Here is a 16,448-nt window from a genome sequence, read left to right as displayed (position 1 = left end):
ACCGAGACTTGAAGCTAGGACATGCGAGCATGATGAATTCGACCAAACGTACGGCCAAAACCGTCGCCGCCCGAGCTGCGGCGGTAGCGGCCGCGGCCCTCATCGCCGGCTGCCACGGCTTGCCGCAGAAGCAGGACGAGACGGCTACCTGGTCGAACAACAAATTATACTCAGAGGCCCAGGACGCACTGTCCGGCGGCGACTGGGGCAAATGCGCGAAATATTTCGAATCGCTGCAAGGCCGCGATCCGTTCGGCCATTTCGCGCAACAGGCGCAGATCAACGTCGCGTACTGCAACTGGAAGGACAACGAAGCGGCCGCCGCCGATCAGGCCGTCGACCGCTTCATCCAGCTTCACCCCGATCACCCGGACATCCCGTACGCGTACTACCTGAAGGGGATGATCCACTTCAACGACGATCTCGGGCTGTTCGGCCGCTTCTCCGGCCAGGACATGAGCGAGCGCGACCCGCAGGCGCTGCGCGAGTCGTACGATGCGTTCAAGGTCGTCGTCGACCGCTATCCGAAGAGCAAGTACGCACCCGACGCCGCCGCGCGGATGCGCTACATCGTCAACGCGCTGGCGTCGCACGAAGTGCATGCGGCCGATTACTACTATCGGCGCGGCGCGTACGTCGCGGCGATCAACCGCGCGCAGCTCGCGATCAAGGACTACAAGGGCGCGCCGGCGATCGAGGACGCGCTGCACATCATGGTCCTGTCGTACGGCAAGCTGAACCAGCCGCAGCTCGCGGAAGACACGAAGCGCGTGCTCGCAGGAACGTTCCCGGACAGCCCGTACATCACCGGCCATTCACGCCCCGGCGCGAAGCGGTCGTGGTGGCAGTTCTGAGCGTCGCTCGCCGCAGCAACAAAAAACCCGGCCATCGAGCCGGGTTTTTTGTTGCCGACGCCCGTGCAGCGGGCGCCTCGATCACGCGCTCTTTCCGGCGCGATGATCGTCGAAGAAGTCCTGCACGACCGCGATCTCGCGCGTGCGCTTGAACGGCGGCAGGCTTTGCCAGATCCGGCGACCGTAAGGCTTGTCCACGAGCCGCGTGTCGCAGATCATCAGCACGCCGCGGTCGGTTTCGGCACGGATCAGGCGGCCGGCGCCCTGCTTCAGCGTGATCACCGCCTGCGGCAGCTGATGCACGGCGAACGGGCTGAGGCCCTTCTTGGTCAGCGCGTCGAGCCGCGCAGCCAGCACCGGATCGTCGGGCGGCGCGAACGGCAGCTTGTCGATCACGACGAGCGACAGCGCATCGCCGCGCACGTCCACGCCTTCCCAGAAACTCTGGCTGCCGACCAGGATCGCATTGCCGTATGCACGGAAGCGATCGAGCAGCTCGGTCCGGCTCGCGTCGCCCTGCACCAGCAGCGGCGTCTTCCAGCCGCGCGACTCGATCACGTCGCGCAGCTTCGATGCGATCCGGTCGACCGCGCGCAGCGTCGTGCACAGCATGAACACGCCGCCGCCCGACGCCTCGATCGCCGGCAGCGCCGCGTCGAACACCGCGTCGGTGAATCCGGGCGACGACGGTTGCGGCAGGTTGCGCGGCACGTACAGCAGCCCCTGCGTCTGATAGTCGAACGGGCTCGCGAGCGTCATCGAGCGGCGTGAGCTGAGCCCCATCTGCGCCGCGTAGTGCGTGAAGTCGCCGCGCACGGACAGCGTCGCCGACGTGAATACCCATGCACGCGGCACGCCGGCGCGCTGCTTCGCGAAAATCGGCGCGACCGACAGCGGCGTCTCGTGCAACTGGACCGTATGCGCGAACACTTCGACCCAGCGCACCTTCTCGTTCGGGTCGTCGGCAGCCCCGTCGTTGCCGGCCGCTCGCGCGTCGGCATCCGCTGCCGCCTGCGCGGCGCCGGGCGCGACCCAGCCCGCCAGCAGCGCCTGCAGTTCGCGCGCGCGCCGCAGGCATGCGCCGAGCGATTCTGCACGCTCGGCCTGCCCCGCGAGCGCCGAGGCGAGCGCATCGAGTGCGACCTCGAGCGCGTCGAGCGCGGCGAACATCGGGTGATCGTCACCGAGCTGCGCGAGCGACATGCGCACGATCTGATCGTTCGCGAACGCGAGCCGCAGATCGCGCGCGGCACGCTCCAGATCGCCGCCGAGCTTCACCCACTCGACCGCATCGCGCGCATGGCTCAAGCCCTCGGCGACGGTATCGCGCGCCAGTTCGAGGATCTGCGTGGTCGACAGCGTCTCGCCGAAAAACAGCGTGGCCGTCTCCGGCAACTGGTGCGCTTCGTCGAAGATCACCGTGTTCGCGTTCGGCAGCAGTTCGGCCATCCCGGTGTCGCGCAGCATGATGTCCGCGAAGAACAGGTGATGGTTGACCACGACGATGTCGGCCTGCTGCGCTTCGCGACGCGCCTGCATCACGAAGCACTCCTTGTAATACGGGCACTCCTGGCCGAGGCAGTTGTCGCGCGTCGACGTGACCATCGACCACACGGGCGCCGTCTCCGGCACGCTCGCGAGCTCGGCCTTGTCGCCGCTCTTCGTCACCTTCGCGAAACGGACGATCTCCTGCAGATACGCGGTGTCCTGCCGCGACGGCAGGCGGCCGTTGTCGGCGGTGCGCTGCAGGTAGTAATGGCACAGGTAGTTGGCGCGGCCCTTGAGCATCGCGACCGTCACGGGCACCGCCAGCGCGTTGCGCACGGTCGGGATGTCGCGCTGGAACAGCTGGTCCTGCAAGTGCTTCGTGCCGGTCGACACGATCACCTTGCCGCCCCACAGCATCGCGGGCACCAGGTAGGCGTAGGTCTTGCCGGTGCCGGTGCCGGCCTCGACGATCAGCGTGTTGTCCGCGGCGTCGCTGTCGGCCTCGGCCGCGGCGTCGTCCGCGCCGGCTTGCGCTGCCTTGTCGGCGGCGCCTTCGCCGAGGCGGCGCGCCGGCCGCTTGCGGGTTTCGAAGATTTCCGGATCGGGCATCCGACGCGCGGACGCCTCCATCGCCGACGCGACCGCGCGCGCCATCTCGATCTGGGACTGGCGCGGATGATAGCCGTCGAGCGCGCGCGCGAGCAGCCCGTCGGCGCCGAAGATCGTATCGAGCTCGTCGACGCGCTTGCGGCTCAGCTCGAACGTGCCTGCGGGCGCGCGGGCGCGCCCGGCGGACGACGTGTCACGCCGGGCATCGGGATTGGCTTCAAGCGGTGAGTTCAAGGCAAGCGTTCCTGTGTCCAGCGCCCGGGCGGCGCCGGCGCTTGCCAGGCCGCGCTCAGGCGCGCTTATCCGGTTCCAGCTGCGATTGCAGCAAAATGATTTTGTCCTTGGCCGCCAGCTTTTCCTTCTTCAGGCGGTGCAACGTGACGTCGTCGATGTCGGAGTGTCCTTCCTTCAGCTCGATCTCCCGAGCGAGCTGCCGATGCTGCTCCTGCAGTGCAGCCAAACGGTTGTGCAATTCCTGCTGCTGTTCCGTGGGACGGTTTTGCATATGCGCCTCCTCATCGAAGCAGCGCGCCGGCTGGCGTGCCGGCACGCACGAGACTGACTCCGGTTCAATCCAACACGTTACTGCCCCAGCTGTTGCTTCTGCTTGGCCTTCTCGGCCGCTTCCTGCTGACGCCGCGCGACATCGGCCTTGTGCTCGGCGGCTTCGCGCTGCTTCTGCTCATAGCGCGTCGCGTTGTCCGCGCGCTCCTGCGCCTTCTGCGCGGCCTGCTGATGCGCCTGGTCGAGCTTGCGCTGGAAATCCGCCTGCTTCTGGTCGTATGCCTGCTTGCTCGCCGCATGCTGCGGCGCCTCCGCACCGCGCTGCGCCTGCTTCAGTGCATTTTGCTCCTGCTTGTCGCGGAACGCGGCCGCGTTCGCCGCGTCGGTCGCCGCGCGCTGCGGCGCCTCAGCCGCGTTCTGCGCCTGCTTCAGCGCCTGCTGCTGGTCGCGCTGCCGCGCCCGTACCGCGCGCTGCTCGTCGTCGAGCGCGAGCTGCTCCTGGCGGATGCTCGCCCGCTCCTCGCGCATCCGGTCGCGCGCATTGCCGAGACAGTGATTGACGAAGAACTTGCTGTAGCAATCGTGCTCCGCCACCGCATAACGATAATCGTTTTCTGCGGAGCGCTGATTGAGCACTTTTTGACGGGCGTCGAAATCCTGCGTGGCGGAAGCGGCGACGGGCGCGGCGGCTGCGACATCCGGCGCGGCTGCGCCCGATGCCTGCGCATACACGGCGGCAGACCCGCCGGACAAAGCGGCGGCCAGCGCTGCGCCGAGCGCGACGAGAGAAATGCGGGAAGTTGGCAACGTCGTAGGAAAGCTGCGGGACATGGGTCAAATTCTATCACCGCCCGGCTGGACGCTCCGCCATTTATGGCAAAATGCCCCGCTTCACTCACCCGCGGCATCGGTCCGGCGGGCCCGTGTTGCAGGCCGCCAGCACGGCCTGCCGGCCCGCGCCGCGATTTCAGCCAGGCAGATCATCCACGACATGACGGAAACCGTAGCACTCAAGATCGTACAGCGCATCGCCACCGAACTGTCCGTCCAGCCGCGCCAGGTCGCGGCGGCGGTGCAACTCCTCGACGAAGGCTCGACCGTTCCGTTCATTGCCCGGTACCGCAAGGAAGTGACGGGCAATCTGGACGACACGCAACTGCGCCAGCTCGAGGAACGCCTGCTGTATCTGCGCGAGCTCGAGGATCGCCGCGCGACGATCCTGGCGAGCATCGACGAACAGGGCAAGCTGACCGACGAGCTGCGCGCCGCGATCGACGCGGCCGACAGCAAGCAGGTGCTCGAAGATCTCTATCTGCCGTACAAGCCGAAGCGCCGCACGCGCGCGCAGATCGCCCGCGAAGCCGGCCTCGAGCCGCTCGCGCACGCACTGCTCGCGAACCCGCTGCTCGATCCGCAGACGGAAGCCGCCGCATACGTCGACGCCGACAAGGGCGTCGCCGACGTCAAGGCGGCGCTCGACGGCGCACGCGACATCCTGTCCGAGCAATTCGGCGAAACGGCCGAGCTGCTCGGCAAGCTGCGCGATTACCTGCATAGCCAGGGCGTCGTGTCGTCGGCCGTCGTCGAGGGCAAGGAAAACGAGGAAGGCGAGAAGTTCCGCGACTACTACGACTACTCGGAAACGCTCCGCACCGTGCCGTCGCACCGCGCGCTCGCACTGTTCCGCGGCCGCAACGCCGGCGTGCTGACCGTCAAGCTCGGCCTCGGCGACGAACTCGACGCACAGGTTCCGCACCCGGGCGAAGCGATGATCGCGCGCCATTTCGGCATCGCGAACCAGAACCGGCCGGCCGACAAATGGCTGTCCGACGTGTGCCGCTGGTGCTGGCGCGTCAAGGTGCAGCCGCATATCGAGAACGAGCTGCTCACGCAACTGCGCGAGACGGCCGAAGCCGAGGCGATCCGCGTGTTCGCGCGCAACCTGAAGGATCTGCTGCTCGCGGCGCCGGCCGGCCCGAAGGCCGTGATCGGCCTCGACCCCGGTCTGCGCACGGGCGTGAAGGTCGCCGTCGTCGATCGCACCGGCAAGCTGCTCGCAACCGACACGATCTACCCGCACGAGCCGCGCCGCGACTGGGACGGCTCGCTCGCGAAGCTCGCGCGCATCGCCGCGCAGACGCAAGCGGAGCTGATCAGCATCGGCAACGGCACCGCTTCGCGCGAAACCGACAAGCTCGCGAGCGAACTGATCGCCAAGCATCCGGAATTGCGCTTGCAGAAGATCGTCGTATCGGAGGCCGGTGCGTCGGTGTACTCGGCGTCCGAGCTGGCCGCAAAGGAATTCCCTGACCTCGACGTGTCGCTGCGCGGCGCCGTGTCGATCGCGCGGCGCCTGCAGGATCCGCTCGCCGAACTCGTGAAGATCGAGCCGAAGGCGATCGGCGTCGGCCAGTACCAGCACGACGTGAACCAGCGCGAACTGGCCCGCTCGCTCGACGCGGTGGTCGAGGACTGCGTGAACGCGGTCGGCGTCGACGCGAATACCGCGTCGGTCGCGCTGCTCGCGCGCGTGTCGGGCCTGAATGCGACGCTCGCCCGCAACATCGTCGACTTCCGCGACGCGAACGGCCCGTTCCCGTCGCGCGACCACCTGCGCAAGGTGCCGCGTCTCGGCGACAAGACCTTCGAACAGGCAGCCGGCTTCCTGCGCATCAACGGCGGCGAGAATCCGCTCGATCGCTCGTCGGTGCACCCGGAGGCCTACCCGGTCGTCGAGCGGATTCTCGCGAAGATCAACAAGCGCATCGACGACGTGCTGGGCAGCCGCGACGCGCTGTCGGGCCTGTCGCCGGCTGAATTCGTCGACGAGCGCTTCGGCCTGCCGACCGTGCGCGACATTCTGTCCGAGCTGGAAAAGCCGGGGCGCGATCCGCGGCCCGAATTCAAGACCGCCACGTTCCGCGACGGCGTCGAGAAGGTGTCCGACCTGATGCCCGGCATGCTGCTCGAAGGTGTCGTGACCAACGTCGCCGCGTTCGGTGCGTTCGTGGACATCGGCGTGCATCAGGACGGCCTCGTCCACGTGTCCGCGATGTCGACGAAATTCATCAAGGACCCGCACGAAGTCGTGAAGGCCGGTCAGGTCGTCAAGGTCAAGGTGCTCGACGTCGACGTGAAGCGCCAGCGCATCGCACTGACGATGCGCCTGGACGACGAAGCTGCCGCCCCCGGCGGCGCCGCGCCGCGCGGCGGCCAGGACCGCGGCAGCGCCGGCCGCGGCGCGGCCCGCCCGCAACGCTCGCGCGAGCCGGAGCCGGCCGGCGCGATGGCTGCGGCGTTCGCGAAGCTGAAGCGCTGAGCGCGCGCTCGCCCGCGGGCGAGCGCAACGACCGCCGTTGCGGCGTCGTGCCGCTCGGCTCGATCACGACGCCTTCCGCCCTACCGGCCGCATACTCGACGGCCCGATCGCATCTGCGATCGGGCCGTTTTACATTGATGAGCGATTCGAGATGTCGGCGAAGCCGCTGCGGGACGCCGCGCAGCGTGGAACAGGTCAGCTCGCGCCGAACGAGAGGAAGCGGATGTCGTCGATTGGATGCGCTCGGCGTCGAGCCTGACGACCACGCGGCCCAGCCATCATCGGCTCAAAACGCAACGCGCCGCCCCGCGCCTTCGCCAAAACAAAAATGCCGTTCAGTTTTTCAACTGAACGGCACGATTGCCGAAAGCGCAGCACGCGCCGCTGGTCAGATCTCGATCTTGGTGCCGAGCTCGACGACGCGGTTCGCCGGAATCGAGAAGAAGTCGGTCGGCTTCGCCGCGTTCTGGTGCATCCACGCGAACACGCGTTCGCGCCAGATCGACATGCCCGGCAGATGCGTCGGCACGACCGTCTCGCGCGCGAGGAAGAACGACGTGTCCATCAGCTCGAACGTCATGTCGTGCGTGCGGCCGAATTCCTCGAGCACGGCCTTCACGTCCGGCGTCTCGTTGAAGCCGTACTCGGCCTTGACGATATAGAGGCCGCCGCCCGCATCGCGCGAGCTGAGGCGCTTGTCGTCGCGCACGTACGGAATGTCGCGCGTGACGAACGTGAGGAAAATGGTCCGCTCGTGCAGCACCTTGTTGTGCTTCAGGTTGTGCAGCAGGCTGACCGGCACGAGCTTGTCGTTGCCCGTCAGGTAGATGGCCGTGCCCGACACGCGGTGCGGCGGGTGCGCGAGCAGCCCCTGCAGGAACGGCTCGAGCGGAATGCCGTCGGCGGCCGTGCGCTCCTTGACGATGTGGCGGCCCTTGTACCAGGTCATCAGCAGGAAGAACAGCAGCGCGCCGATGCCGAGCGGCAGCCAGCCGCCCTGCGCGACCTTCAGCAGGTTCGCGCCGAAAAAGCCGAGGTCAACCGCGAGGAACACGGCGATGATCGCGCCGACCAGCAGCCGGTTCCAGTTCCACACCCGTACCATCACGACGGCCGCGAGCACGGTGGTGATCACCATCGTCGCCGTCACCGCGATCCCGTACGCGGCCGCGAGATTGTCTGAGCTCTTGAAGCCGATCACGATGCAGAGGATCACCGCCAGCAGCAGCCAGTTGACGACCGGCACGTAGATCTGGCCGATCGCCAGCTCGGACGTATGCAGCACCTTCATGCGCGGCACGTAGCCGAGCTGGATCGCCTGCGACGTCAGCGAATACGCACCCGAGATCACGGCCTGCGATGCGATCACGGTCGCGACCGTCGACAGCACGACGAGCGGCAGCAGCGCCCACTCCGGCGCCATCAGGAAGAACGGATTCTCGATGGCCTTCGGGTTCTGCATCAGCAGCGCGCCCTGGCCGAAGTAGTTGAGCACCAGCGAAGGCATCACGAGCCCGTACGCGGCCAGGCGAATCGGTTTTGCACCGAAGTGGCCCATGTCGGCGTACAGCGCTTCGGCGCCGGTCAGCACCAGCACGACCGAACCCAGCACCACGTATGCCTGGAGCAGATGGTCGGCCATGAACGACGCCGCGTAATACGGGTTGATCGCCGCGACGATGCCCGGCACGCGCGAGATGTGATAGACGCCCAGCGCCGCGATCGCGACGAACCACAGCACCATGATCGGCCCGAACAGCTTGCCGACCATCGCGGTGCCGTGGCGCTGGATCCAGAACAGCGCGATCAGGATCACGATCGTGATCGGCAACACGAGGTGGGACAGATGCGGCGTCGCGATCTCGAGCCCTTCGACCGCCGACATCACCGAGATCGCCGGTGTGATCACGGCATCGCCGTAGAACATGCATGCGCCGAAGATCCCGAGCGCCATCAGCGCGCCGGCCACTCGCGTCTTCGAGTCGAGCGGCCGCAGCGACAGCGCCATCAGCGCGAGCACGCCGCCTTCCCCGTTGTTGTCGGCGCGCATCACGAACAGCAGGTACTTGATGCCGACCACGAGCACGATCGCCCAGAACAACAATGAGATCACGCCGAGGATCGAGCTCTCGGTCAGCGGAATGCCGTGGGCGGGGCTGAACGCCTCCTTCAGCGAATACAGCGGGCTCGTGCCGATGTCGCCGAACACGACGCCGATAGCCGCTATCGCGAGCGCCTGCATCGAGTGTTGGTGCGTCGAATGCGCGTGGGCTGCGTCGGTCGCCTGGGTCGTGTCGTTCATATGAAGCTTGATAATCGGTCCGGGTCGGACGAAACGAGCGCTATTCTACTCGCGCCCCTCTGAAACACCGTCCTGCCTTGTTGCCCTGAAACCACGTGAGTCACGCCGCGCATGCATTCCTGCGCAAGCTGTGGCAGGGCTGCCATCATAGCCGCGGCCGCGCCATCTGCCTACCGGCGGCGTCCGGCTGCCGTGGCCGCGGTGCCGATCGTGCCGATCGTGCGGGGCGAATCGCGAACAAAAAAACGGCGCCGCAAGCGGCGCCGTGCAAGGCTGTCGGTCGGACGACCGGACGCTTACGCGCCCGAACCGTCGCGCTGCGCGCGACCGCGTTTGATCCATGCCTCGAGGTTGTGCGGACGAACGGTGTCCCACTCCTCGAACGGCTGATGAATCCACGGATTCGTCGGCAGGTACTGCGTGTGATAGTCGGGCTTGACCTTCGAGCAACCCTTGTACCAGAGCACGGCCGAGCGCACGGCCGTCACGGCCGGATAGCGCTCCTTCAGATGCTCCTGCACACGCGCGAGCGTCACGCCGGAATCGACGAGATCGTCGACCAGCAGCACGTTGCCCGCGAGATGGCCGCGTGTCATCGTGATGTACTGCGCGATGTCGAGCTCGCCCTGCTCGGTGCCGGCAGCTTCCCGATACGAACTCGTCGCGAGGATCGCGAGCGGCACGTCATAGATGCGCGACAGCTGGTCGCCCACGCGCAGACCGCCGCGCGCGAGGCACAGGATCTGGTCGAACTTCCAGCCCGATTCGTGAACCTTGAGCGCCAGCAGCTCGATCAGGCGGTGGTACTCGTCCCAGCCTACCCAGAGGTTCTTGTCGTCGTTGCGCGGATCGGTCATCAAGTCTGCCGCCGTCATCGTCATTTGCTGCGTCATCTGCGAATTACACCTTGAACGGATGACGGAGCAGGATCGTTTCGTCGCGGTCCGGCCCCGTCGAAATCATGTCGACCGGCACGCCGGCCACTTCCTGCACGCGGCTCAAGTAGGCGCGCGCGTTGGCCGGCAGCGCATCCCACGTCTTGATGCCGACGGTGCTTTCCTTCCAGCCGGCGAACGTTTCGTACACCGGCTCGCAGCGTGCGACGTCGGCTGCGCCGCGCGGCAGGATGTCCGCGTCCTTGCCGTCGATCTTGTAGCCGACGCACAGCTTCACTTCGTCGAGACCGTCGAGCACGTCGAGCTTCGTCATGCACAGGCCCGACACGCCGTTGATCTGGATCGAGCGGCGCAGCGCCGCCGCGTCGAGCCAGCCGGTGCGGCGGGGACGGCCGGTGACCGAACCAAATTCCTTGCCGACGTTAGCGAGCGTGATGCCGACCTGATCCTGGCGCTGCGGGTTGTCGGCGTCGTACAGCTCGCTCGGGAACGGGCCCGAGCCGACGCGCGTGCAGTACGCCTTCGTGATGCCGAGGATGTAGTTCAGCTTTTGCGGACCGACACCGGCGCCGGCCGATGCCGCGCCCGCGACGCAGTTGCTCGACGTGACGAACGGATAGGTGCCGTGGTCGATGTCGAGCAGCGTGCCCTGCGCGCCTTCGAACAGCAGGTTCTGACCGGCGTTGTTCGCGTCGTACAGACGGCGCGACACGTCGGCCACCATCGGCTTCAGACGATCGGCGTAGCCAAGCATCGTGTCGAGCGTGGCCTGGAAATCGACTGCTGCGCCGCCCAGGTACTGGGTCAGCACGAAGTTGTGGAAATCGAGGTTTTCGCGCAGACGGTCGGCGAAGGTCTTCGGATCGAACAGATCCTGCACGCGCAGCGCGCGGCGGCCGACCTTGTCTTCGTACGCCGGGCCGATACCGCGGCCGGTCGTGCCGATCTTGCCCGCGCCCTTGCGCGCTTCGCGCGCCTGGTCGATCGCGATGTGGTACGGCAGAATCAGCGTGGTCGCTTCGGAGATGAACAGGCGGTCGCGCACGTTGACGCCGGCCTCTTCCAGCTCGCCGATTTCCTTGAACAGTGCCTCGGGGGACAGCACGACGCCGTTGCCGATGAAGCAGGCAACGCCTTCACGCATGATGCCCGACGGAATGAGGCGCAAGATGGTCTTCTTGCCGCCGATGATGAGGGTGTGGCCGGCGTTGTGACCGCCCTGGAAACGCACGACGCCCTGAGCGTGGTCCGTCAGCCAGTCGACGATCTTGCCCTTGCCTTCATCACCCCATTGCGTTCCCACGACGACGACGTTGCGCCCGGGAGTCACGTTCACTGCGCTGGCAGACATGTTGATTCGTTAGCTGGTTAAAAACGTATTCTACCTATGTTCGCGGGCGATTCCGAATTTTTCCGTTTCGCTTCAACGATATGCACGCCGAACGACGGCCCGCGAACGCCTGTTTAACGGGGCTCGACCACCCATGCGCCCGCGCGTTCGACGAGCGAACGGTCGCATGCGAACTCGTCGAGCACGTGGTCGTGACCGGGCAGCGCCTGGATCACGACCTCGCCCGCATCGCGCAGCGCGGCGACGGCCGCGCTGAGTGCATCGTCCTGCGCCCACGGCGCAAGAATCGCGGTGCCGCGCGCCTCGACCGGGGAAATCCGCGCGAGCTCGCGCAGGTCGAGCGAGAAACCCGTCGCCGGGCGCGCCCGGCCGTATGCCTGACCCACGTGGTCGTAGCGGCCGCCGCGCGCGATCGCGTTGGGCACGCCGTCGATGTAAGCGGTAAACATTGCGCCGCTGTGGTACGCATAGCCGCGCAGATCGGCGAGATCAACGGCGACTTCGACGCCCTTCGCGCTCGCCGCGAGCTGCGCGAGATCGTCCAGCGCGCGCGTGATTTCCGGCAGCACGGGCAGCCGCGCCCGCGCTTCGTCGAGCACGCTGGCGTCGCCGTACAGGTGCGGCAGCGCGCGCAGCGCCGCGCGCGTGTCGGCGCCGAGATCGTCGGTCAGCTCGTGCAGCAGCGGCACATCCTTGCCCGACAGTGCGTCGTACAGCGCTTCGCCGCGCGCGGTGGCCTGCGCATCGCGCGCGAGCAGCGCCGCGAGCACGCCCGCATGGCAAAGGTCCAGACGAATCCGCGACAGCCCCGCGAGATGCAGCGCGTCGAGCATCAGCTGCTGGATCTCCAGGTCGGCTTCCAGCCCCGCATGCCCGTAGATTTCGGCGCCGATCTGGATCTGCTCGCGCGTCGCGTGCAGACCGCGCGGGCGCGTGTGCATCACGTGGCCGGCGTAGCAAAGGCGCGTGACGCCCTGGCGGTTCAGCAGGTGCGCGTCGATCCGCGCGACCTGCGGCGTGATGTCGGCGCGCAGACCGAGCGTGCGGCCCGACAGCTGATCGACCAGCTTGAAGGTGCGCAGCCGCAGGTCGGCGCCGCCGCTCGTCAGCAGCGACTCGAGGTACTCGAGCAGCGGCGGCATCACCATTTCGTAGCCGTAAGAACGGAAGCGGTCGAGCAGCCTGCGGCGCAGCTCCTCGATCTTGCGCGCTTCCGACGGCAGTACGTCGGCGATATTCTCGGGAAGTAACCAGGTCGACATCGGTACGGTCCTACGACGGGAAACAGCGCGACTTTGCGCGCCGCGAGATGAATCGGAAATGGGAAATCGAAATCGGGCGGAACGAACGGCCGGTGCGCCGTCCGGTTCAGGTGGCGAACAGCAGCAGGACGAGCCCGAGCGCCATCACGATGAGCCCGCCGATCCGGATATGATGCGGCGGCCGCTCCGCTATTCTACGAAACGTGTCGCGCCATGCGACGGGAAACACGAAAGGGAACGCTCCCTCGATAATCAGCATCAGTGCTACCGCGAGCAACAACGAGCCAGCCAGATCCATGCGAGCGACGGCGCCGCTCGTCGCGGCACCCCAAAAAGTCAGTGTTTGCGGGGAGCGGGCGCCGGCGCGGCGGCACCGCCCGTCGGGCTGCGCATGAAGCGGAAGAACTCGCTGTCGGGATCGACGACGATGACGTCGTTGCGCTTGAACGTGTTCCGGTAAGCCTGCAGGCTCGCGTAAAACTGATAGAACTGCGGATCGCGGCCGAACGCGTCCGCGGCGATCGACGCGGCCTTCGCATCGCCCTCGCCCTTGATCGTCTGCGCCGACTTGTATGCGTTCGCGAGCACCGCCTGCTGATCGCGCTCGGCGTCGGCCTTGATCTGCTCGACATCCGCCGCGCCTTCGGCGCGCACGCGCGCGGCCTGGTCCCGCAACGCCGCGATCATCCGCTGATAGACGGCGTCCGTCTGCGCGGCCGGCAAGTCGACGCGCGTCAGCTGGACGTCGACCACGTCCACGCCGAAGCCCGCCGCCTTTGCCCGCACCGCGTCGCGCGCCGCGTTCGCGATGTCGCGCTGGTCGCCGAGCGCGTCGTCGAGCGCGCGCTTCGCGAAGGCGTCGCCGAGCGCGCCCTTCAGCGCATCGGCGAGGCGTTCGGTGGCGGCCGTCGGGTCGCCGCCGGTGGCCGTGAAATACTTCATCGGATCGTCGATCCGATACTTGAGCGCATACGCGACGAGCAGATCGTGCTTGTCTTCGGTGGCCAGTTGCAGCGGGTCCGTCGACTCGAGCGATTGCAGGCGCGTGTCGATCAGCGTCGCCGTCTGCAGCGGCGGCGGCAGCTTGAAGTGGATGCCGGGGCCGGCGAGCTGCGGCTGCCCGCCGTCGCGGCCGGACAGCACGGCCGCATGGCGCGGGTCCACGCTCAGCACCGTCGACGAAGCCGCGAACGCGGCGATCACGATTGCGACGACGAGCGCAATGATTCGATTCATGTTCTGCGCTCCCGTTACTTCAGATCGTCTTCGCGCGCGCGGCTGCGGAACGCCTCTCGCGAGCGCAGCACGTCGCTGCCCGCGGCGGGCGCGGCAGCGGCCGAAGCGCCGCTCGCCGGTGCGCCCGACGCGACGGCGGCCGGAGCCGACGCCGTGTCCGGCGCGGCTGCGCCGGCTGCCGCGTTCGATGCACCTGCGGCGTTCGCGGCATTTTGCCGGCCCTGCTCGACGAGCTTGTCGAGCGGAAGGTACACGACGCTGCTGCCCGCCTTGTTGCCGACGAATACCTTGGTCGCCTTCGAGTAGATTTCCTGCATCGTTTCGAGGTACATCCGCTCGCGGATCACGGCCGGCGCCTTCGAATACTGCGCATAAACCTGCTTGAACCGGTCGGCGTCGCCTTCGGCCTGCGTCACGACACGGTCGGCATAGGCCTTCGCATCGTCGACGAGTTTCGCGGCGTCGCCCTGCGCCTTCGGCAACAGGTCGTTCGTATACGCTTGCGCGGCGCGCTTGGCGGCCTCGCGCTCGTCGCGCGCCTTCGCGACCTCGGCATACGCGGCCTGCGTCTGTTCCGGCGCCGCGACGCTTTGCATCGTGACGGCCGTGACCTCGAGCCCGGACTGGTAGCGGTCGAGATCGCGCTGGATCGCGGCGGACAGCTGGCTACGCAGCGCATCGCGGTCCTGGTTCAGGATGTCTGCCGCGCTGCGCGTGCCGACGATCGCGCGCACTGCGGCCTGGGCGGCCTGCGACACGCTGCGCTCGGGATCGACGCTACGGAACAGGTAATCGGTAGCCGAACGCACGCGGTACTGGACGACGAAACGCACGTCGACGATATCCGCATCGCGCGTCAGCATCGCGGCTTCCTTGACGTTCGCGAGACGCACGACGTTGTTGCGGCCGATCTCGATCGAGCGCACTTGCGTCGTATCGACGATTTCGTGCGACGAGAACGGATACGGCGCACGCCAGTGGACGCCCTCGCCGACCGTGCCGGCCAGCTTGCCGAGCTGGAGCACGACGCCGGTCTGGCCGTCCTGCACGACGAACAGCCCGCTACCCGCATAGACCGCGATCAGCACGCCGATCACGATGCCGACGCCGACGCGCGCAGCCCGGCCGTTGTCGGGCCGGAAGCCGTTGCCGCCCTTGCCGCCGAACAGGCCGCTCAGACGCCGGTTGAAGTTGCGCCACATCTCGTCGAGATCGGGCGGACCGTCACCGTCGCCGCCGGGCGGACGTTTCGATTCGTTGGCACGCGGACGGGATCCGTCGTTGCCTTTGCCGTCGCCGCGCCCCCAGCGGGGATCGTTGATCGACAGCAAGGCGCGCATCCGCCGCCAGGTACTCCGCTCGTTGTATTCGTTCACCAGAGTTTGTTCACCAGATTAGACGCCGGCGAACCGGCCGGGACCGGTTAGCGCCCGTGTTCGGAAATCGTGTGGCCTTCGTGTGGTTCAGCGGGCGCGCCGTCGAGCGCGCCGTCGGCTGACGTCGCGCCGGAGAGGTGTTCCGCGGAGGCGATCTCGGCGATGGCGGCACGCAACGCGTCGAGACCCTGACCGGTGCGCGCGCTCAAAAAGACGCGCGAAATATTACCATACTCGTCCCGCTCGACCGCGTCGCCGCGGGCGGCCAGTTCGGGCACGGCGTCGATCTTGTTGAACACCAGCACCTGCCGCACGGTGTCCGCGCCGATCTCGTGCAGCACGTCGTTGACCTGCTCGATCTGTTCGAGCCGCACGGCGCTCGACGCGTCCACCACGTGCAGCAGCAGATCCGCATGAATCGTTTCCTCGAGGGTCGCGCGAAACGCGGCAACCAGCTGGTGAGGCAGCTCGCGGATGAAGCCGACCGTATCGGACACGACGATCTGGCCGACCTCGTCGCCCAGATACACGCGTCGCGACGTCGTATCGAGCGTCGCAAACAACTGGTCGGCCGCATAGGCCTGCGCCTTCGTCAGCGCATTGAACAGCGTCGACTTGCCCGCGTTCGTATAGCCGACCAGCGACACCGACATGGTGCCGCTGCGCGCGCGCTGACGACGCTGCGTGCTGTGCTGCCGGCGCAGCCGGTCGAGACGCGCCTTCAGCATTTTGATCCGCTCGCCGATCAGCCGGCGGTCGGTTTCGAGCTGCGTTTCGCCGGGGCCGCGCAGGCCGATACCGCCTTTTTGCCGCTCCAGGTGAGTCCACGCGCGAATCAGCCGGGTCGACAGATATTGCAGCTGCGCGAGCTCGACCTGCAGCTTGCCTTCGTGGCTGCGGGCGCGCTGCGCGAAGATATCGAGGATCAGGCTCGTGCGATCGACCACGCGCCGGTTCAGCGCCTGCTCCAGATTGCGTTGCTGGGCGGGCGCGAGTGCGTGGTTGAAGATGACGATTTCGACGTTGTGCGCGTCGCACGCGAGCCGCAATTCTTCGGCTTTGCCGCTGCCGATGAACATCTTGGCATCAGGGCTGGCACGACGACCGGTGAGGGTGACGGCGGGACGGGCTCCCGCGCTGGAGGCAAGAAGACTGAGTTCTTCGAGACTGGCTTCGAAATCGGTCTTGCCGAAGTCGATGCCGACGAGCGCTGCGTTGATCAAATTGTCGGGTGTCAAGATAAGGCGGCTG

Annotated in this window: 14 protein-coding genes; 2 read left to right on the top strand and 12 right to left on the bottom strand. The window is 67.1% G+C overall.

The features are described from left to right. The first annotated feature begins 29 nt into the window (after positions 1–29). The gene (locus AK36_RS20450) at positions 30–854 is read left to right on the top strand and encodes an outer membrane protein assembly factor BamD (RefSeq protein WP_011884951.1); all 825 of its coding nucleotides are present in this window, start codon (positions 30–32) and stop codon (positions 852–854) included. Between the two features lie 81 nt (positions 855–935). Here the strand turns inward: AK36_RS20450 and AK36_RS20445 are convergent, their stop codons facing one another. The 3 genes from AK36_RS20445 to AK36_RS20435 all read right to left on the bottom strand — a co-directional run bounded on the left by AK36_RS20445 (position 936) and on the right by AK36_RS20435 (position 4,286). Then, positions 936–3,185 (bottom strand): DNA repair helicase YoaA, encoded by a 2,250-nt coding sequence (locus tag AK36_RS20445; protein ID WP_045579059.1) that lies wholly within the window; start codon positions 3,183–3,185, stop codon positions 936–938. Between the two features lie 55 nt (positions 3,186–3,240). Next, positions 3,241–3,456: a YdcH family protein gene (locus AK36_RS20440; protein ID WP_011884953.1), complete on the bottom strand. Its 216-nt coding sequence runs from the start codon at positions 3,454–3,456 to the stop codon at positions 3,241–3,243. Between the two features lie 77 nt (positions 3,457–3,533). Beyond that, a complete protein-coding gene (locus AK36_RS20435; RefSeq protein ID WP_034195411.1) occupies positions 3,534–4,286 on the bottom strand; it encodes a hypothetical protein in 753 nt (250 codons plus the stop codon). Positions 4,287–4,446: 160 nt separating this feature from the next. Here AK36_RS20435 and AK36_RS20430 point away from each other — a divergent pair, with 160 nt between their 5' ends. Next, entirely contained in the window at positions 4,447–6,774 is a 2,328-nt protein-coding gene (locus AK36_RS20430) for a Tex family protein (RefSeq protein ID WP_045579058.1), read from the top strand. Between the two features lie 195 nt (positions 6,775–6,969). On the opposite strand, the gene AK36_RS33195 is transcribed toward AK36_RS20430, so the two are convergent. The 9 genes from AK36_RS33195 to hflX all read right to left on the bottom strand — a co-directional run bounded on the left by AK36_RS33195 (position 6,970) and on the right by hflX (position 16,420). Beyond that, a complete protein-coding gene (locus AK36_RS33195) occupies positions 6,970–7,152 on the bottom strand; it encodes a hypothetical protein (protein ID WP_144410667.1) in 183 nt (60 codons plus the stop codon). Between the two features lie 10 nt (positions 7,153–7,162). Next, complete coding sequence (locus AK36_RS20425) at positions 7,163–9,076, bottom strand: potassium transporter Kup (RefSeq protein WP_011884956.1); 1,914 nt, start codon at positions 9,074–9,076, stop codon at positions 7,163–7,165. Positions 9,077–9,372: 296 nt separating this feature from the next. Then, the gene (locus AK36_RS20420) at positions 9,373–9,969 is read right to left on the bottom strand and encodes a phosphoribosyltransferase (protein ID WP_014723093.1); all 597 of its coding nucleotides are present in this window, start codon (positions 9,967–9,969) and stop codon (positions 9,373–9,375) included. A gap of 7 nt (positions 9,970–9,976) precedes the next feature. After that, the gene (locus tag AK36_RS20415) at positions 9,977–11,323 is read right to left on the bottom strand and encodes an adenylosuccinate synthase (protein WP_011884958.1); all 1,347 of its coding nucleotides are present in this window, start codon (positions 11,321–11,323) and stop codon (positions 9,977–9,979) included. 113 nt (positions 11,324–11,436) lie between these two features. After that, a complete protein-coding gene (locus tag AK36_RS20410; RefSeq protein ID WP_045579057.1) occupies positions 11,437–12,585 on the bottom strand; it encodes an ATP phosphoribosyltransferase regulatory subunit in 1,149 nt (382 codons plus the stop codon). A gap of 106 nt (positions 12,586–12,691) precedes the next feature. Beyond that, on the bottom strand, positions 12,692–12,883 hold the full coding sequence (locus AK36_RS20405; RefSeq protein ID WP_011884960.1) for a DUF2065 domain-containing protein: 192 nt from the start codon (positions 12,881–12,883) through the stop codon (positions 12,692–12,694). A gap of 38 nt (positions 12,884–12,921) precedes the next feature. Continuing rightward, positions 12,922–13,821 (bottom strand): protease modulator HflC, encoded by a 900-nt coding sequence (gene hflC / locus AK36_RS20400; RefSeq protein WP_011884961.1) that lies wholly within the window; start codon positions 13,819–13,821, stop codon positions 12,922–12,924. Positions 13,822–13,835: 14 nt separating this feature from the next. Beyond that, a complete protein-coding gene (gene hflK, locus AK36_RS20395; RefSeq protein ID WP_011884962.1) occupies positions 13,836–15,197 on the bottom strand; it encodes an FtsH protease activity modulator HflK in 1,362 nt (453 codons plus the stop codon). Between the two features lie 47 nt (positions 15,198–15,244). Further along, positions 15,245–16,420: a GTPase HflX gene (gene hflX / locus AK36_RS20390; protein WP_174479794.1), complete on the bottom strand. Its 1,176-nt coding sequence runs from the start codon at positions 16,418–16,420 to the stop codon at positions 15,245–15,247. Between the last annotated feature and the right edge of the window lie 28 nt (positions 16,421–16,448).

Source organism: Burkholderia vietnamiensis LMG 10929 (genome assembly GCF_000959445.1).
Classification (GTDB): Bacteria; Pseudomonadota; Gammaproteobacteria; order Burkholderiales; family Burkholderiaceae; genus Burkholderia; species Burkholderia vietnamiensis.
Note: the sequence above shows the minus strand (reverse complement) of the source record. Positions and strands in the feature narration are given on the sequence as shown.